Origin of the sequence: Pseudomonas sp. LABIM340 (assembly GCF_040017195.2) — a bacterium.
Lineage (GTDB): Bacteria > Pseudomonadota > Gammaproteobacteria > Pseudomonadales > Pseudomonadaceae > Pseudomonas.
Genome location: NZ_CM200227.1, coordinates 1,770,251 through 1,794,768, shown reverse-complemented (window position 1 = coordinate 1,794,768; position 24,518 = coordinate 1,770,251). Strand labels below are relative to the sequence as shown.

22 protein-coding genes are annotated in these 24,518 nt (G+C 65.4%); 14 read left to right on the top strand and 8 right to left on the bottom strand.

What is annotated here, in order from left to right:
* Positions 1-6 precede the first annotated feature (6 nt).
* From frr to rpsB, 4 genes are all read right to left on the bottom strand, one after another.
* Entirely contained in the window at positions 7-564 is a 558-nt protein-coding gene (frr, locus tag ABKS89_RS08485) for a ribosome recycling factor (RefSeq protein ID WP_045210004.1), read from the bottom strand.
* 1 nt (position 565) lies between these two features.
* Complete coding sequence (gene pyrH / locus ABKS89_RS08480; protein ID WP_017521181.1) at positions 566-1,303, bottom strand: UMP kinase; 738 nt, start codon at positions 1,301-1,303, stop codon at positions 566-568.
* A 206-nt stretch (positions 1,304-1,509) separates the two neighbouring features.
* Positions 1,510-2,379, bottom strand: coding sequence for a translation elongation factor Ts (tsf, locus tag ABKS89_RS08475; protein WP_017521180.1), 870 nt, complete (start codon positions 2,377-2,379; stop codon positions 1,510-1,512).
* A gap of 125 nt (positions 2,380-2,504) precedes the next feature.
* The gene (gene rpsB, locus ABKS89_RS08470; RefSeq protein WP_045210003.1) at positions 2,505-3,245 is read right to left on the bottom strand and encodes a 30S ribosomal protein S2; all 741 of its coding nucleotides are present in this window, start codon (positions 3,243-3,245) and stop codon (positions 2,505-2,507) included.
* A gap of 319 nt (positions 3,246-3,564) precedes the next feature.
* Between rpsB and map the strand changes: the two genes are divergently transcribed.
* The 3 genes from map (at position 3,565) to dapC (ending at position 8,439) form a co-directional block, all read left to right on the top strand.
* A complete protein-coding gene (map, locus tag ABKS89_RS08465) occupies positions 3,565-4,347 on the top strand; it encodes a type I methionyl aminopeptidase (protein WP_081517886.1) in 783 nt (260 codons plus the stop codon).
* A gap of 143 nt (positions 4,348-4,490) precedes the next feature.
* Positions 4,491-7,190 (top strand): [protein-PII] uridylyltransferase, encoded by a 2,700-nt coding sequence (locus tag ABKS89_RS08460; protein ID WP_138212668.1) that lies wholly within the window; start codon positions 4,491-4,493, stop codon positions 7,188-7,190.
* Between the two features lie 52 nt (positions 7,191-7,242).
* The gene (dapC, locus tag ABKS89_RS08455) at positions 7,243-8,439 is read left to right on the top strand and encodes a succinyldiaminopimelate transaminase (RefSeq protein WP_348587718.1); all 1,197 of its coding nucleotides are present in this window, start codon (positions 7,243-7,245) and stop codon (positions 8,437-8,439) included.
* Positions 8,440-8,494: 55 nt separating this feature from the next.
* On the opposite strand, the gene ABKS89_RS08450 is transcribed toward dapC, so the two are convergent.
* The gene (locus ABKS89_RS08450) at positions 8,495-10,159 is read right to left on the bottom strand and encodes a Na+/H+ antiporter (protein ID WP_138212666.1); all 1,665 of its coding nucleotides are present in this window, start codon (positions 10,157-10,159) and stop codon (positions 8,495-8,497) included.
* A gap of 213 nt (positions 10,160-10,372) precedes the next feature.
* On the opposite strand from ABKS89_RS08450, the gene ABKS89_RS08445 reads away from it, so the two are divergent.
* The 5 genes from ABKS89_RS08445 (at position 10,373) to ABKS89_RS08425 (ending at position 14,104) form a co-directional block, all read left to right on the top strand.
* The gene (locus tag ABKS89_RS08445) at positions 10,373-10,681 is read left to right on the top strand and encodes a Spx/MgsR family RNA polymerase-binding regulatory protein (RefSeq protein ID WP_518301036.1); all 309 of its coding nucleotides are present in this window, start codon (positions 10,373-10,375) and stop codon (positions 10,679-10,681) included.
* 11 nt (positions 10,682-10,692) lie between these two features.
* Positions 10,693-11,319, top strand: coding sequence for a LysE family translocator (locus ABKS89_RS08440; protein ID WP_348587721.1), 627 nt, complete (start codon positions 10,693-10,695; stop codon positions 11,317-11,319).
* A 43-nt stretch (positions 11,320-11,362) separates the two neighbouring features.
* On the top strand, positions 11,363-12,397 hold the full coding sequence (gene dapD / locus ABKS89_RS08435; RefSeq protein WP_081517880.1) for a 2,3,4,5-tetrahydropyridine-2,6-dicarboxylate N-succinyltransferase: 1,035 nt from the start codon (positions 11,363-11,365) through the stop codon (positions 12,395-12,397).
* Between the two features lie 94 nt (positions 12,398-12,491).
* Positions 12,492-13,697 carry an aminotransferase class V-fold PLP-dependent enzyme gene (locus tag ABKS89_RS08430; protein ID WP_348587723.1) on the top strand — a complete coding sequence of 402 codons (1,206 nt, stop codon included), beginning with the start codon at positions 12,492-12,494 and terminating at the stop codon, positions 13,695-13,697.
* Positions 13,694-14,104, top strand: coding sequence for a SufE family protein (locus ABKS89_RS08425; RefSeq protein ID WP_138212663.1), 411 nt, complete (start codon positions 13,694-13,696; stop codon positions 14,102-14,104). The genes ABKS89_RS08430 and ABKS89_RS08425 overlap by 4 nt, the downstream gene beginning before the upstream one ends.
* Before the next feature lie 50 nt (positions 14,105-14,154).
* On the opposite strand, the gene tcdA is transcribed toward ABKS89_RS08425, so the two are convergent.
* Entirely contained in the window at positions 14,155-14,961 is an 807-nt protein-coding gene (gene tcdA / locus ABKS89_RS08420; protein ID WP_348587725.1) for a tRNA cyclic N6-threonylcarbamoyladenosine(37) synthase TcdA, read from the bottom strand.
* Between the two features lie 302 nt (positions 14,962-15,263).
* Between tcdA and ABKS89_RS08415 the strand changes: the two genes are divergently transcribed.
* From ABKS89_RS08415 to ABKS89_RS08395, 5 genes are all read left to right on the top strand, one after another.
* A complete protein-coding gene (locus ABKS89_RS08415; RefSeq protein ID WP_192289367.1) occupies positions 15,264-17,864 on the top strand; it encodes a glycosyltransferase in 2,601 nt (866 codons plus the stop codon).
* 83 nt (positions 17,865-17,947) lie between these two features.
* Positions 17,948-19,105 carry a succinyl-diaminopimelate desuccinylase gene (gene dapE, locus ABKS89_RS08410; protein WP_171039347.1) on the top strand — a complete coding sequence of 386 codons (1,158 nt, stop codon included), beginning with the start codon at positions 17,948-17,950 and terminating at the stop codon, positions 19,103-19,105.
* The gene (locus ABKS89_RS08405; protein WP_045209989.1) at positions 19,102-19,293 is read left to right on the top strand and encodes a hypothetical protein; all 192 of its coding nucleotides are present in this window, start codon (positions 19,102-19,104) and stop codon (positions 19,291-19,293) included. The genes dapE and ABKS89_RS08405 overlap by 4 nt, the downstream gene beginning before the upstream one ends.
* Positions 19,287-20,096: a putative RNA methyltransferase gene (locus tag ABKS89_RS08400; protein ID WP_348587727.1), complete on the top strand. Its 810-nt coding sequence runs from the start codon at positions 19,287-19,289 to the stop codon at positions 20,094-20,096. Before ABKS89_RS08405 ends, ABKS89_RS08400 begins: the two co-directional genes overlap by 7 nt.
* A 10-nt stretch (positions 20,097-20,106) precedes the next feature.
* Positions 20,107-20,478 (top strand): hypothetical protein, encoded by a 372-nt coding sequence (locus ABKS89_RS08395; RefSeq protein ID WP_348587729.1) that lies wholly within the window; start codon positions 20,107-20,109, stop codon positions 20,476-20,478.
* A gap of 66 nt (positions 20,479-20,544) precedes the next feature.
* Here the strand turns inward: ABKS89_RS08395 and ABKS89_RS08390 are convergent, their stop codons facing one another.
* Positions 20,545-20,754 carry a cold-shock protein gene (locus ABKS89_RS08390; protein ID WP_045209986.1) on the bottom strand — a complete coding sequence of 70 codons (210 nt, stop codon included), beginning with the start codon at positions 20,752-20,754 and terminating at the stop codon, positions 20,545-20,547.
* A 557-nt stretch (positions 20,755-21,311) separates the two neighbouring features.
* Positions 21,312-21,782 (bottom strand): hypothetical protein, encoded by a 471-nt coding sequence (locus ABKS89_RS08385; RefSeq protein ID WP_348587731.1) that lies wholly within the window; start codon positions 21,780-21,782, stop codon positions 21,312-21,314.
* Between the two features lie 169 nt (positions 21,783-21,951).
* On the opposite strand from ABKS89_RS08385, the gene plsB reads away from it, so the two are divergent.
* Positions 21,952-24,462, top strand: a complete 2,511-nt coding sequence (gene plsB, locus ABKS89_RS08380) for a glycerol-3-phosphate 1-O-acyltransferase PlsB (protein ID WP_138212657.1) — start codon at positions 21,952-21,954, stop codon at positions 24,460-24,462.
* Positions 24,463-24,518: the final 56 nt, after the last annotated feature.

The window sequence follows — 24,518 nt, the reverse complement described above, 5'->3', positions numbered from 1 at the left end:
CGGCCGTCAAACGGCCATCAGGTCCGCTTCCTTGGCCTCGAGGGCCTTTTCGATCTCGGCGACGAACTTGTCGGTGATCTTCTGCACATCGTCACCAGCGCGACGCTCTTCGTCTTCGCTGATTTCCTTCTCTTTCTGCAGATCCTTCAGCTGAGCCAGCGCGTCGCGGCGGATATTGCGCACGGAAACGCGAGCCTGCTCGGCCTCGGCGCGAGCCTGCTTGGTGAAGCCCTTGCGAGTTTCCTCGGTCAGAGCCGGCATCGGTACACGAATGGTGGTACCGGCGGTCGCCGGGTTCAGGCCCAGGTCGGAGGTCATGATGGCCTTCTCGACCGCCTGGATCATGCTCTTGTCGAACACGCTCAGGGCCAGGGTGCGGGAATCTTCCACGGTGACGTTGGCCACCTGGCGCAGCGGAGTGTCGGAACCGTAGTAGGACACCATCACGCTATCCAGGATGCTCGGATGCGCACGGCCGGTACGAATCTTGGCGAAGGCATGGCCCAGGGCTTCCAGGGTTTTGCCCATACGATCCTGTGCTTCCTTCTTGATCTCGTTGATCATCTCAATCCTCCTCGATCAGGGTGCCTTCAGCACCACCTACAACAATATTCAGCAGCGCGCCGGGCTTGTTCATGTTGAACACGCGCAGCGGCATTTTCTGGTCCCGGCACAGGCAGATGGCAGTGAGGTCCATCACACCCAGCTTGCGATCGAGCACTTCATCGTACGTCAGACGTTCGAATTTCTCGGCATTCGGGTCCTTGAACGGGTCGGCAGTGTACACGCCGTCCACCTTGGTCGCCTTGAGTACTACGTCAGCATCTATTTCGATGGCGCGCAGGCAGGCGGCGGAATCGGTGGTGAAGAACGGGTTACCGGTACCGGCGGAGAAGATCACCACTTCGCCACTCTTCAGGTGGCGCATGGCCTTGCGGCGGTCGTAGTGATCGGTCACGCCGACCATGGAAATGGCGGACATGACGATGGCGGTGATGTTGGAGCGCTCCAGGGCGTCACGCATGGCCAGGCCGTTCATGACGGTGGCGAGCATGCCCATGTGGTCGCCGGTGACGCGATCCATGCCGGCCGCGGACAGCGCCGCGCCACGGAACAGGTTGCCACCACCGATCACCAGGCCGACCTGCACGCCGATACCGACGAGCTGGCCGATCTCCAGCGCCATGCGGTCCAGCACCTTGGGATCGATGCCGAACTCCTCGGAGCCCATCAGGGCTTCGCCGCTCAGTTTTAGAAGAATGCGTTTATAGCGAGGTTGACGAGCGCTCAGCTGCTGAGCCATGACCTTTTTCTCCTGCGGCGATTGAATGCTGTGCGCCTTGTGGGCGCTTGGCGGAAAGCTTGGACCAGCCAGCCTTACGGCGCCTTTAAACCCGCCTTGCGGGCCTGCGCCGTGGAAACCGCCCCTTTTGGTTTCCCCAGTTTGGCAAAGAGGCCGCGCGCGTTAGCGGGCAGCCTCTTGCGGGGCGACAGTCGTGAGACTGTCTATTACTGCTTGGAAGCGGCTACTTGAGCAGCAACCTCGGCAGCGAAGTCGGCTTCGACTTTCTCGATGCCTTCGCCTACTTCGAAGCGAACGAAGGAAACGATTTCAGCGCCGGCTTTCTTGGCCAGGTCACCGACCTTGACTTCCGGATCCTTGACGAACGCTTGCTCGACCAGGCTGGCTTCGGCCAGGAACTTCGAGATACGGCCTTTGACCATGTTCTCGACGATGTTTTCCGGCTTGCCAGCGATCTTGTCGGCGTTCAGAGCGAGGAAGATTTCCTTCTCTTTGGCCACGGCTTCTTCGGAAACCTGCGACGGATCGAGGAACTGCGGGTTGCTGGCAGCGACGTGCATGGCGATGTCGCGAGCCAGTTCAGCGTTGCCGCCCTTCAGGGTGACCAGAACGCCGATGCGGTGGCCGTGCAGGTAGGCGCCAACCACTTCGCCTTCGGTGCGGGCCAGGCGACGGATGTTGACGTTCTCGCCGCACTTGGCAACCAGGGCTTCACGAGCCGGCTCTTGTTCCGCGATCAGCGGAGCGGCATCGGTCAGCTTCTGGGCAACAGCCTTGTCCAGGCTGGCAGCGACGAAGTTCTTGAAGTCGTCCTGCAGGGCCAGGAAGTCGGTCTGCGAGTTGACTTCGATGATGGTGGCCGATTTGCCGTCGTCAGCCACTTTGGCGGCGATGGCGCCTTCGGCGGCGATGTTGCCAGCCTTCTTGGCAGCCTTGATGGCGCCGGAAGCGCGCATGTCGTCGATGGCTTTCTCGATATCGCCTTCGGCGGCTACCAGTGCCTTCTTGCACTCCATCATGCCCTGGCCGGTACGCTCACGCAGTTCCTTGACCAGTGCTGCAGTAATTTCTGCCATTTCGAAATCCTCTTGAGTTGTTCTCAAAACCAGATCGCCCGGATACCCGGGCGGAATTCTCAGGGTGGCAAAAAGGGGGCCTAGCCCCCTTCCTGCTCACCGTAGGACGTCTGGACGTCCTGGAATCAGCCTTCGGCGGATTCGGCCGGTGCTTCTTCGACGAACTCGTCAGCAGTCACGCCACCGGCGTTCTTGCCACGCAGTACGGCTTCAGCCATCGAGCCCAGGTACAGCTGTACGGCGCGGATGGCGTCGTCGTTACCCGGGATAACATAGTCAACGCCTTCCGGGCTGCTGTTGGTATCGACGATGCCGATAACCGGGATGCCCAGCTTGTTGGCTTCGGTGATAGCAATGCGCTCGTGGTCAACGTCAATCACGAACAGAGCGTCCGGCAGGCCGCCCATGTCCTTGATGCCGCCCAGGCTGCGATCCAGTTTTTCCAGATCGCGGGAGCGCATCAGAGCTTCTTTCTTGGTCAGCTTGGCGAAGGTGCCGTCCTGGGACTGCACTTCCAGCTCGCGCAGACGCTTGATCGACTGACGGATGGTCTTGTAGTTGGTGAGCATGCCGCCCAGCCAACGGTGGTCGACGTACGGCATGCCGCAACGGGCAGCTTCTTCGCGAACGATCTTGCCGGCGGAACGCTTGGTGCCGACGAACAGGATCTTGTTCTTGCCCTGGGCCAGGCGCTCAACGAAGGTCAGGGCCTCGTTGAACATCGGCAGGGTTTTTTCGAGGTTGATGATGTGGATCTTGTTACGCGCGCCGAAAATGAACTTGCCCATTTTCGGGTTCCAGTAACGGGTCTGGTGGCCGAAGTGCACACCGGCCTTCAGCATATCGCGCATATTGACTTGGGACATGATAGTTCCTCGATAAGTCGGGTTAGGCCTCCATGCATCCCAACGGCCAACCCTCCGACTGTGTCGAAAGGCACCCAGGCCATCGTGTCGATGCATGTGTGGGTTAATGCCCCGAAATGGCCGTAGCCTTCAGAGCGGGGCGCTTTATACCACAACCTCGGCCAGAACAAAACCCGGCAAGGACGCCCGGCACCTCCCCCGCCGCCTCGGCCGACCAGCCCCGCTAGCCACCCGCCCTTAATAGAAAGGCGCCAAATCTGATAGACTTGCGTATTCCTCTCATTTACCCGCGCGTACGCAGCGCCTGAAGAGAAGTCGCATGACCGTCACCATCAAGACGCCCGAAGACATCGAGAAAATGCGCGTCGCCGGCCGTCTGGCCGCCGAAGTGCTGGAAATGATCGGCGAACACGTCAAGCCCGGCGTCACCACCGACGAACTGGACCGCATCTGCCACGACTACATCGTCAACGTGCAGAAGGCCATTCCCGCGCCGCTGAACTACAAGGGCTTCCCCAAGTCCATCTGCACCTCGATCAACCACGTGGTGTGCCACGGCATCCCCAACGAGAAGCCGCTCAAGGAAGGTGACATCGTCAACATCGACGTCACCGTGATCAAGGACGGCTACCACGGCGATACCAGCAAGATGTTCTCCGTCGGCAAGACCCCGGAATGGGCTGACCGCCTGTGCCAGATCACCCAGGAATGCATGTACAAGGGTATCGACGTGGTCAAGCCCGGCGCGCGCCTGGGCGACATCGGCGAAGTGATCCAGAAGTACGCCGAGAAGAACGGCTTCTCTGTGGTGCGCGAGTACTGCGGCCACGGCATCGGCCAGGTGTTCCACGAAGAGCCTCAGGTGCTGCATTACGGCCGCGCCGGCACCGGCCTGGAGCTCAAGGAAGGCATGATCTTCACCATCGAGCCGATGATCAACCAGGGCCGCCCGGAAACCCGCCTGCTGGGCGACGGCTGGACCGCCATCACCAAGGACCGCAAGCTGTCCGCACAGTGGGAGCACACCGTGCTGGTCACCGCCGACGGCTACGAGATCCTGACCCTGCGTAACGACGAAAGTTTCCCGCGCACCTCGGCCTGAGGCGCGGTTTGCAATCTCGCCGACGGCTGGGTAGAACATAGAAATCCCGGCCCGGCACAGCCATCGGGCCTGGCGCCATGCGCACAGGCCCGGTTGCCCTCTTGCCCCTGCCCTCCCCTAAGCCATTGATCAGGAAGGCCGCCATGCCGCAGGTGGATCCCGAGTTGTTCGACCGTGGGCAGTTCCAGGCGGAACTGGCCCTCAAATCCAGCCCCATCGCCGCCTTCAAGAAGGCCATCCGTCAGGCCAACGAGGTGCTCGACGCCCGCTTCAACGGCGGCCGCGACATCCGCCGGCTGATCGAGGACCGCGCCTGGTTCGTCGACCAGATCCTGCAGCAGGCCTGGAATCGCTTCGACTGGGGCGACGACGCCGACATCGCGCTGGTCGCCGTGGGCGGCTACGGGCGCGGCGAGCTGCACCCGCACTCGGACATCGACCTGCTGGTCCTGCTCGACAGCGAGGACCAGGAAAGTTTCCGCGAGCCCATCGAGGGCTTCCTCACCCTGCTCTGGGACATCGGCCTGGAAGTCGGCCAGAGCGTGCGCTCGGTGGCCGAGTGCGCCGAGGAAGCGCGCGCCGACCTGACCGTGGTCACCAACCTGATGGAGTGCCGGACCATCTCCGGTCCGGACAGCCTGCGCCTGCGCATGCTCGAAGCCACCAGCACGAAGCAGATGTGGCCCAGCGGGCAGTTCTACCTGGCCAAGCGCAAGGAACAGATTCACCGCCACACCAAATACAACGACACCGAATACAACCTCGAACCCAACGTGAAGGGTTCGCCCGGCGGCCTGCGCGACGTACAGACACTGCTCTGGGTTGCCCGCCGCCACTTCGGCAGCCTCAACCTGCACGCCCTGGTACGTGAAGGTTTCCTGGTGGAAAGCGAGTGCGCGGTACTGGCCTCCAGTCAGGAATTCCTCTGGAAGGTCCGCTACGCCCTGCACATGCTCGCCGGCCGCGCCGAAGACCGCCTGCTGTTCGACCACCAGCGGCGCATCGCCGGGTTGCTCGGCTATGAAGGCAACGACGCCAAGCTGGCCGTCGAGCGCTTCATGCAGAAGTACTACCGCGTGGTGATGGCCGTCTCCGAGCTGAACGACCTGATCACCCAGCACTTCGAGGAAGTCATCCTGCGGGCCGGCGAGAACGGCCAGATCCAGTCGCTCAACAGCCGCTTCCAGCTGCGCGACGGCTACCTGGAAGTCACCCACGCCAACGTCTTCAAGCGCACCCCGTTCGCCCTGCTGGAAATCTTCGTCCTGCTGGCCCAGCACCCGGAGATCAAGGGCGTACGCGCCGATACGATCCGCCTGCTGCGCGACAGCCGGCACCTGATCGACGACGACTTCCGCCACGATATCCGCAACACCAGCCTGTTCATCGAGCTGTTCAAGTGCCAGGAAGGCATCCACCGCAACCTGCGGCGGATGAACCGCTACGGCATTCTTGGCCGCTACCTGCCGGAATTCGGCCTGATCGTCGGGCAGATGCAGCACGACCTGTTCCACATCTATACGGTCGACGCGCACACCCTCAACCTGATCAAGCACCTGCGCAAGCTGCGCCGACCGGACATGGCGGAGAAGTACCCGCTGGCCAGCAAGATCATGGAGCGACTGCCCAAGCCGGAGCTGATCTACATCGCCGGCCTCTACCACGACATCGCCAAGGGCCGCGGCGGCGACCACTCGGAACTGGGCGCGGTGGACGCCGAGCACTTCTGCCAGCGCCACCAGCTGCCGCCGTGGGACACCAACCTGGTGTCCTGGCTGGTGCAGAACCACCTGATCATGTCGACCACCGCCCAGCGCAAGGACCTGTCCGACCCGCAGGTGATCTACGACTTCGCCCAGCTGATGGGCAACCAGACCTACCTGGACTACCTCTACGTGCTCACCGTGGCCGACATCAACGCCACCAATCCGACGCTATGGAACTCCTGGCGCGCCAGCCTGCTGCGCCAGCTCTACACCGAGACCAAGCGCGCGCTGCGGCGCGGCCTGGAGAACCCAGTGGACCGCGAGGAGCAGATTCGCCAGACGCAGAGCGCGGCCATCGACATCCTGGTGCGCGGCGGCATCGACCAGGACGACGCCGAGCAGCTCTGGAGCCAGCTGGGCGACGACTACTTCCTGCGCCACAGTGCCGCCGACGTGGCGTGGCACACCGAAGCCATCCTCCAGCACCCGGATGACGGCACCCCGCTGGTGCTGATCAAGGAAACCGCCCAGCGCGAATTCGAGGGTGGCACGCAGATCTTCATCTACGCCGGTGACCAGCACGACTTCTTCGCCGTGACCGTGGCAGCCATGGACCAGCTCAACCTGAACATTCAGGACGCGCGGATCATCACCTCGACCAGCCTTTTCACCCTCGACACCTACATAGTGCTCGACGCTGATGGCGGCTCGATCGGCAACAATCCCAGCCGGGTCGAGGAAATTCGCGAGGGCCTGGTCAATGCCCTGAAGGACCCGGACGAGTACCCGACCATCATCCAGCGCCGCGTGCCGCGCCAGCTCAAGCACTTTGCCTTCAACCCGCAGGTGACCATCTCCACCGACGCGGCCCGCCAGGTCAGCGTGCTGGAAGTCACCGCGCCGGATCGCCCCGGCCTGTTGGCGCGTATCGGCGGATTGTTCCTGGACTTCGACCTGTCGGTACAGAACGCCAAGATCGCCACCCTGGGCGAGCGCGTGGAGGACGTGTTCTTCGTTACCGATGCGCACAACCAGCCGCTCTCCGACCCGGAGTTGTGCAAGCGCATCCAGACAGCCCTGGTGGACATCCTCTCGGATGGCGGCCAGCCGAGCATGCCAGTGCGCATCAGCATCTAGCCCGCTATTCAGTCAGAATCAGTCGTCAGAATCAGAAAGAAAGAGCCTTGCCATGAACCCTGCCCTCGACTCGCTCCAGCCCTACCCCTTCGAGAAGCTCCGCGCCCTGCTGGCCGGCGCCCAGCCGCCGGCTGAGCTGAAGCCCATCGCGCTGTCCATTGGCGAGCCCAAGCACCGCTCGCCGGACTTCGTCGCCAAGGCCCTGGCCGACAGCCTCGACCAGTTGGCCGTCTACCCGACCACCCTGGGCATCCCCGCCCTGCGCGAAGCCATCGCCGCCTGGTGCGAGCGCCGCTTCAAGGTGCCGGCCGGCTGGCTGGACGCCGCGCGCCACGTGCTGCCGGTGAATGGCACCCGTGAAGCGCTGTTCGCCTTCACCCAGACCGTGGTGGACCGCCACGCCAAGGGCCTGGTGATCAGCCCGAACCCGTTCTACCAGATCTACGAAGGCGCAGCCCTGCTGGCCGGCGCCGAGCCGCACTACTTGCCGTGCATGGAAGACAACGGCTTCAACCCGGACTTCGACGCCGTCCCGGCAGACGTCTGGGCGCGCTGCGAGATCCTCTTCCTCTGCTCGCCGGGCAACCCCACCGGCGCGCTGGTTCCGCTGGAAACCCTGAAGAAGCTGATCGCCCTGGCCGACGAGCACGATTTCGTGATCGCCGCCGACGAGTGCTACAGCGAACTGTACTTCGACGAACAGAACCCGCCGGCCGGCCTGCTGACCGCGTGCGCCGAACTGGGTCGCTCGGATTTTGCGCGCTGCGTGGTGTTCCACAGCCTGTCCAAGCGCTCCAACCTGCCGGGCCTGCGCTCGGGCTTCGTCGCCGGTGACGCGGAAGTGCTGAAGAAATTCCTCCTGTACCGCACCTACCACGGCTGCGCCATGCCGGTTCAGACCCAGCTGGCCAGCGTCGCGGCCTGGAACGACGAAGACCACGTGCGCGCCAACCGCGACCTGTACCGCGAGAAGTTCGACGCTGTACTGGACATCCTCGGCGGCGTGCTCGACGTGCAGCGCCCGGACGGCAGTTTCTACCTGTGGGCAAAAACCCCGGTGGCCGACACCGAGTTCTGCCGCGGCCTGTTCGACCAGCAGCACGTCACCGTGGTGCCGGGCTCCTACCTGTCCCGCGAAGTGAACGGCGAGAACCCCGGCGCCAACCGGGTGCGCATGGCGCTGGTGGCTCCGCTGGCGGAATGCGTGGAAGCGGCCGAGCGCATCAAGCAGTACGTGAAAAGCCTCTGACGCTGCACCACCCCTTGTAGGAGCGGGCCCATGGGGCGCTCCTACAGGGGAACCCCTACACCCACCGCCCTGCCTTGCTGGTCACCCAGGCCTCCTGGTTATCCAGCTCGCCCAGCACCTCGCGCATGGTTTCGTCGTCGATCTCGTGCTCCCGGCGCATCCGGTAAAGCTCCAGCCGCTGCGCACGCAGTGCCTTGATGCGTAGCGCCTGATCAGCCAGCTCCAGGGCACGGGCGCGCTCGCGGGCCTCCTTGCTGTCCGGAGCCGGGTCCAGTTCGTGGCGATATTCGGCCATCAGCCTGGCCTTCATCTCCGCCAGCCGTGCCGTCTCGTCGGCATCGCCGCCACCCTCGCTGGCAGGCACCTCCTCGCTCTCCAGCATGTGAATGGCCGCCGCCGCGGTCTTGCGCCAGACTGCCTGCACCTCCAGCTCGCGCTGGTCGTTGCTGGCCGCCGGCAAGCCACGCAACAGGATCGGCAGGCCAATGGTGGCCGCAATAAGCGACACCAGGATCACCCCGGCGGCGATGAAGATGATCAGGTCACGCTGCGGGAAGGCCGAACCGTCCAGCAGCAGCAAAGGAACCGACAGCACACCGGCCAGGGTCACCGCCCCGCGCACTCCACTCAACGCGGAGATCGCCGACAGCCGCAGCACCGGCTCACCCGGTTTGCCGCCCAGCTCGATGCCCCACCACTGCTCGAAACGCACGGAAATCTTCCAGTAGCACCAGACCCAGCCAAAGCGCAGCGCGAGCAGCACGGCGAATACCGCGAACACGTAGAAAGCCAGCAGCGACGAGCGCCACATCACGTCGTCGGCGTGATGTGCGACGGACTTGAGGATGTCCGGCAGTTGCAGGCCCAGCAGCAGGAACACCACCCCGTTGAAGGTGAACTCCAGCATCGACCAGACGCTGCGGTTGAGCAGGCGGGTGTTGGTCTGCCGGGGCAGCAGGTCGACCCAGCTCTGCATCATGCCCGCCGCCACCGCCGCGAGAATGCCGGAGACGCCCAGCTCCTCGGCGATCATGTAGCAGGCGAAGGGCAACAGCAGCATCAGCACCACGTGGGTGGCAGGGTCGTCCCAGCCGCGGCGGATCATCCAGGCGCGGATGCGCCCCAGCAGCCAGCTGAGGAACACGCCGCTGGCGAGGCCGCCGATGGCCACCAGGAGGAAGTTCAGGCTGGCGTCCATCAGCGAGAAGGTGCCGGTCAGGGCCGCGGCGATGGCGAACTTGAACGCCACCAGCCCGGAAGCGTCGTTCATCAGCGCCTCGCCCTGCAGCACATGCATCAGGCGCTTGGGCAGGCGGTTTTGGGCGATGGCCGAGACCGCCAGCGCATCGGTCGGTGACAATACCGCCGCCAGGGCGAAGGCCGCGGCCCAAGGAATCTCGGGGATCAGCAGATGGATGAACACGCCGCCGCCGACCACGGTGAACAGCACCAGGGCGAAGGCCAGGGTGAGGATCGGCCAGCGCATCTTCCAGAACTCGCCCTTGGGCATGCGCCAGCCATCGGCGAACAGCAGTGGCGGGATGAACAGGAACATGAACAGTTCCGGGTCCAGGCCGACATGCAGTCCCAGGCTCGGCCAGGCCAGCATCGCGCCGGCGGCGATCTGGATCAGCGGCAGCGGCAGCGGGATCAACTGCGCCGCGAGCCGGGTTCCCCCCACGACCAGCAGCAGGATGAGTACGGTGTAAACGGTTTGCATCGACGAACTCCCAGCACAGCTCTCCATTGAAGCACCCGTTGCGCGGCGGATCAGCCCCGCAATGGGCAAAAAACTGTTGCAAACCACCGACCTCCCGGCGGCGTCCCGCAAGCGCTGCGGAAATGGCATAATCCCGCGCCTGAAAAAAGCATCGAAAAGGAGTAGCGCCCCGTGAGTGAGCGGACGCTGTATGGCATCAAGGCCTGCGACACCATGAAGAAAGCCCGCGTGTGGCTGGAAGAGCATGGCATCGACTACGCCTTCCACGACTACAAGAGTAGCGGCATCGACCGCGAACACCTGCGCCAGTGGTGCACCGAGCATGGCTGGGAAACCGTCCTGAACCGCGCCGGCACCACCTTCCGCAAGCTCGACGACGCGCAGAAGGCCGATCTCGACCAGGACAAGGCCATCGAACTGATGGTCGCGCAGCCGTCGATGATCAAGCGCCCGGTGCTGGACCTGGGTGACCGCACCCTGGTCGGCTTCAAGCCCGACGCCTACGCCGCCGCACTGGCCTGAGCAACGCCACGATGAGCATCGCCTGGGCCCTGTTCCTCCCCGCCTGCTTCGCCCTGAACCTGGCACCGGGACCGAACAACCTGCTGTCGCTGAACAACGCCGCACGCTTCGGCCTGCTGCGCGCCACGGTTGCGGGCGCCGGCCGGCTGGTCGCCTTCGCCGGCATGCTGGCCCTGGCCGCTTCCGGCCTGGCGCTGGTGCTGCAGGCTTCGGCCTGGCTGTTCCTGGCGATCAAGCTGGTGGGCGCCGGCTACCTGTTGTGGCTCGCCGTACAGCTGTGGCGCGCCCCGACGGCGAACCTGTCGGTGGACGGCACCCCGGCTCCCGCCACCAGCCTGTGGCGCCTGGCTCGCCAGGAGTTCTGGGTGGCCGCCGGCAATCCCAAGGCAATCCTCATCTTCACCGCTTTCCTGCCGCAGTTCGTCGATCCGCGTCAGGCCGTGGGCGCCCAGTTCGCCCAACTCGGCGCAGCCTTCCTGCTTCTGGAATGGCTGGCCATCGCCCTTTACGGGCTCGCCGGGGTCCGCCTCGGCAAGCTGCTCGCCGGCGCACGCGCCCGGCGCCTGTTCAACCGTGGTTGTGCCGCGCTGCTGGGCAGCGCCGGGCTGGGCCTGCTGCTCAGCCGCCGTCCGGCCTGACCGACTTCATTCGCCAAGAACCTCTTTTCAAGGAAATACCCACATGTCGAAATCCCTGTTCAGCATCGCTTTCGGTGTCGGCACCCAGAACCGCCAGGGCAACTGGCTGGAAGTCTTCTACGCGCAGCCGCTGCTGAACCCCAGCGCCGAACTGGTCGCTGCCATCGCCCCGCTGCTGGCCTATGAAGGCGGCAACCAGGCGATCGCCTTCACCGCTCACCAGGCCTACCAGCTGGCCGACGCCGTCGAGACCGTCGACGCCGCCCAGGCCGCCCTGCTCAACCGCCTGGCCGAGAGCCAGAAGCCGCTGGTCGCCACCCTGCTGGCCGAAGACGCCGCCCCCAGCTCCACCCCGGAGGCGTACCTGAAGCTGCACCTGCTGTCCCACCGCCTGGTCAAGCCGCACGGCCTGAACCTGACCGGCATCTTCCCGCTGCTGCCCAACGTCGCCTGGACCAACCAGGGCGCCGTCGACCTGGCCGAACTGGCCGAACTGCAACTGGAAGCGCGCCTGAAGGGCAAGCTGCTGGAAGTCTTCTCCGTCGACAAATTCCCGAAGATGACCGACTACGTGGTCCCGGCCGGCGTGCGCATCGCCGACACCGCGCGTGTACGCCTGGGCGCCTACGTCGGTGAAGGCACCACCGTGATGCACGAAGGCTTCGTCAACTTCAACGGCGGCACCGAAGGCCCGGGCATGATCGAAGGCCGCGTCTCCGCAGGCGTCTTCGTCGGCAAGGGTTCCGACCTGGGCGGCGGCTGCTCCACCATGGGCACCCTGTCCGGCGGCGGCAACATCGTCATCAGCGTCGGCGAAGGCTGCCTGATCGGCGCCAACGCCGGCATCGGCATCCCGCTGGGCGACCGCAACATCGTCGAAGCTGGCCTGTATGTCACTGCCGGCACCAAGATCGCCGTGCTGGACGACCAGAACAACCTGGTGAAAGTGGTCAAGGGCCGCGACCTGGCCGGCCAGGCCGACCTGCTGTTCCGTCGCAACTCCCAGACCGGCGCAGTCGAGTGCAAGACCAACAAGACTGCCATCGAGCTGAACGAGGCGCTGCACGCGCACAACTAAGCTGGGCGCCCCGCTCGCGCGGGGTACGCACTAAGCTTTGAGAAGCGGGGGCTGCGGCCCCCGTTTTCCATTCTCCACAACCGGCCGCACGCCCATGTCCATTCCCTCGCCCTGGCGCACCGACTTCCCGGCCCTCGCCGCCTTCGAGACAGAAGGCCAGACCTACCTCGACAGCGCCGCCACCGCGCAGAAACCGCGCGCCATGATCGACGCCCTCGCCGGCTACTACGCCAGCGGCGCCGCCAACGTGCACCGTGCCCAGCACCTGCCCGGCGAGCGCGCCACCCGAGCCTTCGAGGCGACCCGCAGCCTGGCCGCCAACTGGTTCAATGGCGGCAGCCCGGCGCAGATCATCTTCACCCGCGGCGCCACCGAAGCGCTGAACCTGCTGGCCTATGGACTGGAAGGCCAGTTCCAGGCGGGCGACGAGATCGTCGTCAGCGCGCTGGAACACCACGCCAACCTGTTGCCCTGGCAGCAACTGGCGCAGCGCCGCGGCCTGAAGCTGCTGGTCCTGCCGCTGGACACCGACGGCCGCATCGATCTGAACCGCGCCGCCAGCCTGATCGGCCCGCGCACCCGGCTGCTCGCCGTCAGCCAGCTGTCCAACGTGCTAGGCACCTGGCAGCCGCTGCCGGAATTGCTGCAGATGGCCCGCCAGCACGGCGCCCTGAGCGTGGTCGATGGCGCCCAGGGCGTGGTCCACGGCCGGCACAACCTGTCGGCGCTGGGCTGCGACTTCTACGTCTGCTCCAGCCACAAGCTCTACGGCCCGGAAGGCCTCGGCCTGCTCTGGGGCCGCCCGGAAGCGCTGGAGCGCCTGGCGCACTGGCAGTTCGGCGGCGAGATGGTGCGCGTGGCGGACTACTTCGACTCGCAGTTCCACAGCGCGCCCATGGGCTTCGAAGCCGGCACCCCGCCCATCGGCCCGGTGATCGCCCTGGGCGCCACGCTGGAATGGCTGGCCGCCCAGGACGGCGCTGAAGTCAGCGCCCACGAGGACTTCCTCCACGCCCGCCTGCTGGCCGGCCTGCGCGCCCGCGACGGCGTGCGTGTGCTGGGCGAGCCGGAAGTGGCGCTGGCCAGCTTCGTGGTCGAGGGCGTGCACGTCTCCGACCTCGGCCACCTGCTCACCGAACAGGGCATCGCCGTGCGCGCCGGGCACCACTGCGCCATGCCGTTGATGAAGACCCTGGATGTCGCCGGCGCCCTGCGCGTCTCCCTCGGCCTGTACAACGACAGTGCGGATATCGAGCGCTTCTTCGGCGCGCTGGACAGCGCCCTGGAACTGCTGCGATGAGCCTCCCCGTCGCTGCCGCCGAGGCGCTGCTGGCCTTCACCGCCCTGCAGGGCTGGGAGCAACGCGCCCGCCTGCTGATGCAGTGGGGCGAACGCCTGGAGCCGCTGGGCGAAGCCGAGCTGGGCGACGAGCAGCGCGTGCAGGGCTGCGAGAGCAACGTCTGGCTGGTGGCGGATCGGCGTGACGAGCGCTGGCACTTCCGCGCCTACAGCGATGCGCGCCTGCTGCGCGGGCTGCTGGCGTTGCTGCTGGTGCGGGTGGAAGGCTTGTCGGTGGACGAGCTGTCCACCATCGATCTGCCGGACTGGTTCAACCACCTAGGGCTGGGCCGGCAACTGTCGCCGTCGCGCAGCAACGGCTTGAATGCCGTGCTGAAACGGATGCAGGAGCTCATTGGCACTGCGTAGGAGCGCGCCATGCGCGCGATCGTGGGCATGGCCCACTCCTACAGGTGATGTCAGCCAGTGGAACGCTCTGAAGGGCGCCGCGCGCCGGCGACGATCTTGTCCACAGCCCGCGCCGCCGCGACCATGCCGAAGGTCGCAGTCACCATCATCACCGCGCCGAAACCGCCGGCGCAGTCCAGTTTCACGCCCTCGCCGACAAAGCTCTTGGACTGGCACACGGTCCCATCCGGCTTGGGATAGCGCAGCTGCTCGGTGGAGAACACGCACTGCACGCTGTAATGCCGGCCCGGCGTACGGGAGAAGTTGTAGTCGCGACGCAGCGTGGAGCGCACCTTGGCCGCAAGCGGGTCGTTGAACGTCTTGTTCAGGTCGGCGACCTGGATCTGCGTCGGATCCACCTGCCCACCCGCACCGCCGGTAGTGATGATCTGCAACTTGCGGCGCTTGCACCAGGCGATCAGCGCGGCCTTGGCGGCGACGCTGTCGATGCAGTCGATCACGCAGTCCAGCTCGGGGGTGATGTAGTCAGCCATGGTTTCGCGGGTGACGAAATCGGCTACGGCGTGCACGACGATGCCGGGGTTGATCGCCTTCAGGCGCTCGGCCATGACCTCGACCTTGGGCTTGCCCACGGCGCCCTGGATGGCGTGGACCTGGCGATTGGTGTTGGTGACGCAGACGTCGTCCAGGTCGAACAGCGAAATCTCGCCCACGCCGCTGCGCGCCAGGGCCTCGGCCGCCCAGGAGCCCACGCCGCCGATCCCGACCACCGCCACATGGCTGGCCGCCAGCCGCTCCAGGCCCTCACGGCCGTAGAGCCGCGCGATTCCGCCGAAACGCTGTTCATCCAGTTGCATCGCCCACACCTCATCTCGAAACGGCCGGCATTCTATAACGACCGGGCCCCTGTAACGACCGCGCCCCTTTAACAATCGGCCTGGGCCCGCCTGCAACAAAGCCCGATTGCCGCAGTCTCAGTCACGCGCCTGCCACACATTCTAAACTGTCGGGAAATGCCCACGAACGCCTACGCGGCGGACGGCGCCGGCAACCTGTACAGCCCCGGGAGTGCGGGGTAGGATGCGCCCCGACCGGGCTATCCCGTACAGCGACTGCCCCGGGCCCCTCCCCGTTCCACCCTTTGGAACCCGATCGCACCATGCCTGCACGCAAGTTCGGCCTCAACCTGGTGGTGTTCGTTGCCCTCGCGGCACTCTTCACCGGCTTCTGGGCCCTCTATAACCGCCCCGTCAGCGTTCCCGACTGGCCGGAAAGCATTTCCGGATTCTCCTTCTCGCCCTTCCGCCTGAACCAGAATCCGCAGAAGAACCAGTTCCCCAGCGACGACGAGATCCGCTCGGACCTGGAGCTGGTTTCCAAGAGCACCGACAACATCCGCACCTACTCGGTGAAGGGGTCGCTGGCCGATATCCCGCGCCTGGCCGAAGAGCTGGGTATGCGCGTCAGCCTCGGCATCTGGATCGGCCCAGATGAGGCCGAGAACGAAGCCGAGATCGAGCGTGGCATCGAGATCGCCAACAACTCGCGCAGCGTGGTGCGGGTGATAGTCGGCAACGAGGCGCTGTTCCGCCGCGAGGTCACGGTCGAACAACTGACGGCCTACCTGGACCGCGTGCGCAAGGCGGTGAAGGTGCCGGTGACCACCGCCGAGCAGTGGCACATCTACGAGAAGTACCCGGAGATGGCCAAGCACGTCGACCTGATCGCCGCTCACGTGCTGCCCTACTGGGAATACACGGCGATGAACGATGCCATACCGTTCGTCCTCGAACGCGCCAAGGAGCTGCGCGCCAAGTTTCCGCGCAAGCCGCTGCTGCTGGCCGAAGTCGGCTGGCCGAGCAACGGCCGCATGCGCGGCGGCGCCGACGCCACCCAGGCGGACCAGGCCATCTACCTGCGCACGCTGACCAATGCGCTGAACAAGCGCGGCTACAACTACTTCGTCGTCGAGGCCTTCGACCAGCCGTGGAAAGTCGGTGACGAAGGCTCGGTAGGCGCCTACTGGGGCGTCTACAACGCCCAGCGCCAACCGAAGTTCAACTTCGACGGGCCGGTAGTGAACATCCCGCAGTGGCGCGCCCTGGCGGTGGCCTCGGTGGTGATGGCGCTGCTCGCCCTGACCCTGCTGATGATCGATGGCAGTGCCCTGCGCCAGCGCGGGCGGACCTTCCTCACCGTGGTCGCCTTCGCCGGCGGCTCGGTGCTGGTGTGGATCGCCTACGACTACAGCCAGCAGTACAGCACCTGGTTCAGCATGACCGTCGGCGGCCTGCTGGGCATCGGCGCGCTGGGCGTGTTCATCGTCCTGCTCACCGAAGCCCACGAACTGGCCGAGACTGTCTGGGTGCGCAAGCGCCGCCGGCCGTTCGATCCGGTCCTCACCGATACCGGCTACCGGCCCAAGGTCTCGGTGCACGTGCCCTGCTACAACGAACCACCGGAGATGATGAAGAAGACCCTGGATGCGCTGTCCAGGCTCGACTATCCGGACTTCGAAGTCCTGATCATCGACAACAACACCAAGGACCCGGCGGTCTGGGAGCCAGTGCGCGACTATTGCGAAGTCCTCGGCCCGCGCTTCCGCTTCTTCCACGTCGCGCCGCTGGCCGGCTTCAAGGGCGGTGCGCTGAACTACATCCTGCCGCACACCGCGCCGGACGTCGAAGTCGTGGCGGTGATCGACGCCGACTACTGCGTCGAGCCGAACTGGCTCAAGCAGATGGTGCCGCACTTCAGCGATCCGAAGATCGCCGTGGTGCAGTCCCCGCAGGACTACCACGACGGCGAGGAAAACGTCTTCAAGAAGCTCTGCTACGCCGAGTACAAGGGCTTCTTCCACATCGGCATGGTCACCCGCAACGACCGCGACGCGATCATCCAGCACGGCACCATGACGATGATTCGCCGCACCGTGATGGACGAGCTGAAATGGGCCGACTGGACCATCTGCGAGGACGCCGAGCTGGGCCTGCGGGTGTTCGAGAAGGGCTATTCGGCCGCCTACTCGCACCAGAGCTTCGGCAAGGGCGTGATGCCCGACACCTTCATCGACTACAAGAAACAGCGCTTCCGCTGGGCCTACGGCGCCATCCAGATCATGAAGGGCCACGCCCGCGCGCTGTTCCAGGGCAAGGACAGCAAGCTCACCCTCGGCCAGCGCTACCACTTCATCGCCGGCTGGCTGCCGTGGATCGCCGACGGCATGAACATCTTCTTCACCGTCGGCGCGCTGCTCTGGTCCTCGGCGATGATCATCGTGCCCAAGCGGGTCGACCCGCCGCTGCTGATCTTCGCCATCCCGCCGCTGGCGCTGTTCTTCTTCAAGTTCGGCAAGATCATGTTCCTCTACCGCCGCGCGGTGGGCGTCGACCTGCTGCGCTCGTTCCAGGCGGCGGTGGCCGGCCTTGCGCTGTCGCACACCATCGCCAAGGCGGTGCTCTACGGGACGTTCACCAAGACCATCCCGTTCTTCCGCACGCCGAAGATGGCCTCCAACCACGGCCTGCTGGTCGCACTGGCCGAAGCGCGCGAAGAGGTCTTCATCATGCTGCTGCTGTGGGGCGCGGCGCTGGGCATCGTGCTGGTGCAGGGCGTGCCGAGCCGCGACATGATGTTCTGGGTGGCCATGCTGCTGGTGCAGTCGCTGCCCTACCTCGCCGCCCTGGTGATGGCGCTGCTGTCCGCGGCGCCCAAGGCCCAGGAAGCACCGGTAGCCAGCCCGGCGACACCGGCGGCCTGACCGCCCATCCGTAACCAAGAACGCCGGCCATGCGCCGGCGTTTTTGCTTTAAGATGGGCGCCTTTTTCCGTTCCACCCCCAGGATGCCCTCAATGTCCCTCTCGCCGACACTGGCCCTCGCCTGCGAGCTGATTCGCCGTCCCTCCGTCACACCGGTCGATGCCGACTGCCAGCAGATGATGATGCAGCGCCTGGACGCCTGCGGCTTCGCCCTGGAGCCCATGCGCATCGAAGAGGTGGATAACTTCTGGGCCCTGCGTCAGGGCCGCGACGGCGCCAATGGCCCGGTGCTGTGCTTCGCCGGCCACACCGACGTGGTCCCCACCGGCCCCGAGCAGGCCTGGCAGCACCAGCCGTTCGACGCCCTGATCGACGCCGACGGCATGCTCTGCGGCCGTGGCGCGGCCGACATGAAAGGCAGCCTGGCGTCGATGATCATCGCCACCGAGCGCTTCGTCGCCGACCACCCGGACCACCGCGGCAGCATCGCCTACCTGATCACCAGCGACGAGGAAGGCCCGGCCCATCACGGCACCAAGGCCGTGGTCGAGCGACTCAAGGCGCGCAACGAGCGGCTGGACTGGTGCATCGTCGGCGAGCCGTCGAGCACCACCCTGGTCGGTGACATCGTCAAGAACGGTCGCCGCGGCTCCCTCGGCGCAACCCTCAGCGTACGCGGCAAGCAGGGCCACGTGGCCTACCCGCACCTGGCGAAGAACCCGATCCACCTCGCCGCCCCGGCCCTCGCCGAGCTGGCCGCCGAGCACTGGGACAACGGAAACGACTACTTCCCGCCGACCAGCTTCCAGATCTCCAACATCAATGGCGGCACCGGCGCGACCAACGTGATCCCCGGCGAGCTGAAGGTGATCTTCAACTTCCGCTTCTCCACCGAATCCACCGTCGAAGGCCTGCAGCAGCGCGTCGCGGCGATCCTCGACAAGCACGGCCTGGACTGGCACATCGACTGGGCGCTGTCCGGCCTGCCGTTCCTCACCCAACCGGGTGAGCTGCTCGATGGCGTGGCGGCGGCGATCCGCGCGGTAACCGGCCGCGAGACCACGCCGTCGACCTCCGGCGGCACCTCCGATGGCCGCTTCATCGCCACCATGGGCACCCAAGTGGTCGAGCTAGGGCCGGTGAACGCCACCATCCACCAGGTGGACGAACGCGTGCTGGCCAGCGACCTCGAAGTGCTGACCGAAATCTATTACCAGACCCTGGTGCGACTGCTGGCATGAGTGGACCGAACAAAGGCTTCTGCCTGGGCGCCGTACAGCCCGATACCCCACCGCCCGCGCCAGCCGCCGAGCGCCGCTACTCCCTGCGCGTGTACCAGATCGCCCAGCGCCGTCGCTCCCTCCCCACCGTGCTGCGCAACGACCTGCCGCAGCCGCTGGTGCCGCCGCAAGGGAAGAAAGGATGCTGATCTGCCCGTTGTGCCGCGAGGCGCTGACCGAGGTCGACAACGGTGTCGCCTGCTCCGCTGGCCATCGCTTCGACCGCGCCCGCCAGGGTTACCTGAACCTGCTGCCGGTGCAGCACAAGAAGAGCCTCGACCCGGGTGACAACGCCGCCATGGTCGAGGCGCGCCGGCACTTCCTCGGCGCCGGCCACTACGCTCCGCTGGCCAAGCGCCTGGCCGAACTGGCCGCCGAGCGCGCTCCAGGGCGCTGGCTGGATATCGGCTGTGGCGAGGGCTATTACACCGCACAACTCGGTGAGGCCCTGCCCGACGCCGACGGCTATGCGCTGGATATCTCCCGCGAGGCCGTCAAACGCGCCTGCAAGCGCGCTCCGCAGCTGACCTGGATGGTCGCCAGCATGGCCCGCGTGCCGCTGGCCGATGCTTCCTGCCAGCTGCTGGCCAGCGTGTTCAGCCCGATCGACTGGAAGGAAGCGGCTCGCCTGCTCACTCCCGGCGGCGGCGTGCTGCGCCTGGGCCCGGCGCGCGACCACCTGCTGGAACTGCGCGAGCGTCTGTACGACGAAGTTCGCGAGTACGTCGAGGACAAGCACCTCGCCGACCTGCCCGAAGAGCTGAAACTGGCGCACACAGAACAGTTGAGCTTCAAGCTGCCGCTGCACACCCGCGAAGCCCGCGAGCACCTGCTGGCGATGACGCCCCATGGCTGGCGGGTGAACCCCGAGCGGCGCGAGCGCATCCTCGCCGAGCCCTTCGAGGTGACGGTCGCGGTACGCTACGATTGGCTGGAACGCCAAGAACCCTGACGAGGACGCCATGCGCCAACCGGATATCGAGATCTACATCAAGGATGCCGACCAGGCCGCCGTCGGCACCTGGCTGGAAAAGGCCCTTGGCCCCTGCTCCGAATGGCGCGCCCAGGGCGAGACCTTCAAGTGCACCGCCGGCAGCATTCCCGCCACCTGGCTGCCCAAGGCCGTGGGCAAGTGGAACAGCCTGTTCCTCGACAGCGACAAGACCCCGTGGGACGACGATGTTGCCTGCGCTCGCGATGCCTGCGCCGCTCTGGAAGTGGAAGTGCGCTGCGCACCGGGCAGCTGGAGCGAGGATCAGGGCGAGGAAGACGCCGACCGCTGGCTGAAAGTGACCGCCGCGGGCGTCGAAGAGATTACCTGGCGCACGGGCTGAAACCGCCGCCGGCAGAGTGTGAAAATCAAAGGCCCGTCCATTGGACGGGCCTTTGATTTCGGGGGCTCAGACCTTAGACACGTCTTCTGCCTGGAGGCCTTTCTGACCCTGGATCACCGAGAACTCCACTTTCTGGCCTTCGACCAGGGAGCGGTGACCGTCGCCACGAATGGCACGGTAGTGAACGAAAACGTCCGGACCGCTATCGCGTTGAATGAATCCATAACCTTTGGCGTCATTGAACCACTTGACGGTTCCGACCTCACGATCAGCCATTACCACACTCTCCAACTTGCCTATTATTTTTGGATGGCCCCCGGGAATGAGGACTTCGGCAGTCGCCGGCTGAACGCTTTCCTTATCATCCAACCCGCGCCGAAAGGCACGTAGGAAGGTAATTCGAATAACGCCCAAGGGCGACAGCGCTCCCGAGTATATAAATCAAAAGTTACAGCTGAAAAGCACTTTTTCATCAACTCCCCGCCCCTATGACCAATCAGGCCAAAGTGCCATTTTTCGGGGCCTGCAGAGCCATTTTGGTGCTCGTTACCCTGCGTAACGAAAGTGTTTCGAACGTGGACCCTTTCGCACTTTCGCGCATTTACGGCGGGTAGTTTCGTTCCCGTTCATCCGTTTTCCACGGTCTCCGGAAATGTCTTTCAGACGCAGTCGGAATGGGCCCTGCAGTTTCTGCCGCGGCAATATGCCCAATCATTTATCTGCTGAATTGGCAGTCCGCCAATCCATTTGCGCCCGATGAATAACGACCATGAAACACGCACTGACCGCACCTCATGCGCGGTCAGTCGTGCACCATCAAAGGACTCGCACACTCAGGGGCTGACCTGATAACCCCGTCCCTGCAGGCAACCGCTGTAAGCACTGGCACTGGCCGAGCTCTGCGCCTCGCCCTGCGCACGGCGGTCCTGCCGACGATCCTGGCGCTGGCGCGAAGCGCCCACCGCGGCTCCCGCCGCCGCTACCTCGCCCGCGCGGTTCTGCCGGTACTGCTGCTTGGCGTCGTCACTCGCCCGGTCATACAACTCTTCATGTTGCTGTCCGCGAACTTCGGCAGCGACCGCACCTGCCGCAGCGCCCTTGGCCGCGCCGCGGACCCGTCCGCCGGCTTTCGGGTCGGAGCTGGTGGTGGCGCTGTTGGCCGCATTGGCGGCAACGCTGTTGCACTCAGTCATGTCCTGCTGCATCTGCTGGCTGCTCTGGCCCTTGAGCGGAACGACGGTCTGGGCCGCGGCGGGCAGCACAACCGACAAGGCGAGCAGGCATCCCCAGGTGAACGTACGCATCACGGAACCTCCTTCGAATGTCATCCCCTAAATGGCAGGATAGCCGCAGTCCACGGGGTGTCCGCCCGCGCCGACCAAGCGCTCGCGACTTTGCTGGCGGGGGCCTAATCCGGCAAACTAGGCGGCCTGAGCAATCGCTCGTTTTACCTACGCCAGCCATAGGGCCTGTATGCCTCGTTACCCGTTCCGCCGCTTCGGTTTTGGTGCCCTGCGCCGCCTGCTTTATCTCTGGGTGCGCTCGGAAACCATCAACCAGTCGGCCTTCAGCCTGAAGATCGACCGCAGCAAACCGGTCCTCTACGTCCTGCAGCAGCCCTCGGTGACCGACCTTGCCGTGGTCGATACCGAGTGCCGCAAGGCCGGCCTGCCGCGCCCGGTGATGCCGGTGGCAGTGGGTGAATCCATCGAGCCGGCGGCCTTCTTCTACCTGACGCCGGAGCCCGACTGGCTCGGCCGCCAGGACAAGCGCGGCGCGCCGCCAGCGCTGGTGCGCATGCTCGGTGCCATCGGCCAGAACGGCATCGACGATGCGCAGATCGTCCCGGTCAGCGTGTTCTGGGGCCAATCCCCGGACAGCGAGAAGAGCGCCTGGAAGCTGCTGTTCGCCGACAACTGGGCCGTCACCGGCCGCCTGCGCAAACTGGCACGCATCCTCATCCTCGGCCGCAAGACCCGTGTGCAGTTCTCCGCCCCCATCCACCTGCGCGAGCTGGTGGAACAGGACAAGGGCCACGAGCGCACCCTGCGCATGGTCCAGCGCATCCTGCGCGTGCACTTCCGCAACCAGAAAACCGCGGTAATCGGCCCGGACCTCTCCCACCGCCGCACCCTGGTCAAGGGCCTGTTGCGCGCGCCGCTGGTGCGCCAGGCGATCCAGGAAGAATGCGAGACCCAGAAGATCTCCCAGGACAAGGCCGAGGCCGCTGCCCTGCGCTACGCCAACGAGATCGCCGCCGACGTTTCCTACCCGGTGATCCGCTTCCTCGAAGTGACCCTGACCTGGTTCTGGAACAAGCTCTACGAGGGCGTGAAGGTCAACCACATCGAGCGCGTGCAGGAAGTCGCCCAGGGCCACGAGATCGTCTACGTGCCCTGCCACCGCAGCCACATCGACTACCTGCTGCTGTCCTACCTGCTGTTCCGCAACGGCCTGACCCCGCCGCACATCGCCGCCGGCATCAACCTCAACATGCCGGTGGTGGGCTCCATCCTGCGCCGCGGCGGCGCCTTCTTCATGCGCCGCAGCTTCAAGGGCAACCAGCTGTACACCGCGGTGTTCAACGAATACCTGCACACCTTGTTCAGCCGTGGTTTCTCCACCGAGTACTTCGTGGAAGGCGGCCGCTCCCGCACCGGGCGCATGCTGCACCCGCGCACCGGGATGCTGGCGATCACCCTGCGCAGCTTCCTGCGCGACTCGCGCCGCCCCATCGTCTTCGTCCCTGTGTACATCGGCTACGAGCGCGTACTCGAAGGCCGTACCTACCTGGGCGAGCTGCGCGGCGCAGCGAAGAAGAAGGAATCGATCTTCGACATCTTCAAGGTCATCGGCGCGCTGAAGCAGCGCTTCGGCCAGGTATGGGTGAACTTCGGCGAGCCGATCCACCTCGACAACTTCCTCGACCAGCAGCAACCGGACTGGCGTCAGCAGGAACTGGGCCCGGAGTTCCGCCCGGCCTGGCTTTCGGAAACCACCAACCATCTGGCTCGCGATGTGGCCCGTCACCTCAACGATGCCGCGGCGATCAACCCGGTGAACCTGGTGGCCCTGGCGCTGCTCTCCACCACCCGCCTGGCGCTGGACGAAACCGCCCTGGCGCGGGTGATCGACCTTTACCTCGACCTGCTGCGCAAGGTGCCCTACTCGCCCAGCGCCACGTTGCCCGAGGGCGACGGCCACCAGCTGATCGAGTACGTGAAGAGCATGAACCTGCTCAGCGAGCAGAAGGACGCCCTCGGCCGCATCTGCTACCTCGACGAGCAGAATGCGGTGCTGATGACCTACTACCGCAACAACGTGCTGCACATCTTCGCCCTGCCGGCGCTGATCGCCAGCTTCTTCCAGAACAGCGGGCGGATCAGCCGCGAGCAACTGCTGCGCTACACCCGCGCGCTGTACCCGTACCTGCAGGCGGAACTGTTCATCCGCTGGAGCCTGGATGAGCTGGACGCAGTGGTCGATCAGTGGCTGCAGGCCATGGTCGCCAGCGAACTGCTCAAGCAGGAGAACGACACCTTCATCCGCCCGCCGCCCAGCTCGCGCCAGTACGTGCTGCTGACCCTGCTGGCCCGCGCCATCGCACAGACCCTGCAGCGCTTCTACATGTCCATTTCGCTGGTGCTCAACGCCGGGCAGAAGCAGCTCACCGCCGAGGAACTGGAAAACCTCTGCACCGTGATGGCCCAGCGCCTGTCCGTCCTCCACGGCCTCAACGCCCCGGAATTCTTCGACAAGAGCCTGTTCCGCCACTTCATCCAGACCCTGCTGGACGAAGGCGTGCTGCGCAAGGACGAAAACGGCAAGCTGAGCTACCACGAGCTGCTCGGCGAACTGGCCGAAGGTGCCGCCAAGCGCGTGCTGCCGGCTGAGATCCGGCTGTCCATCCGCCAGGTCGCCCTGGAGCGGCCGCCCCAGGAAGAAAGCGCTCCCACCGAGCCACCGGCTGCCAGCCAGGGCTGATCCGCCCTCCTGCCGGCGGCTTGACGCCCCTGCACCGCGACCGATAGATTTCTGAC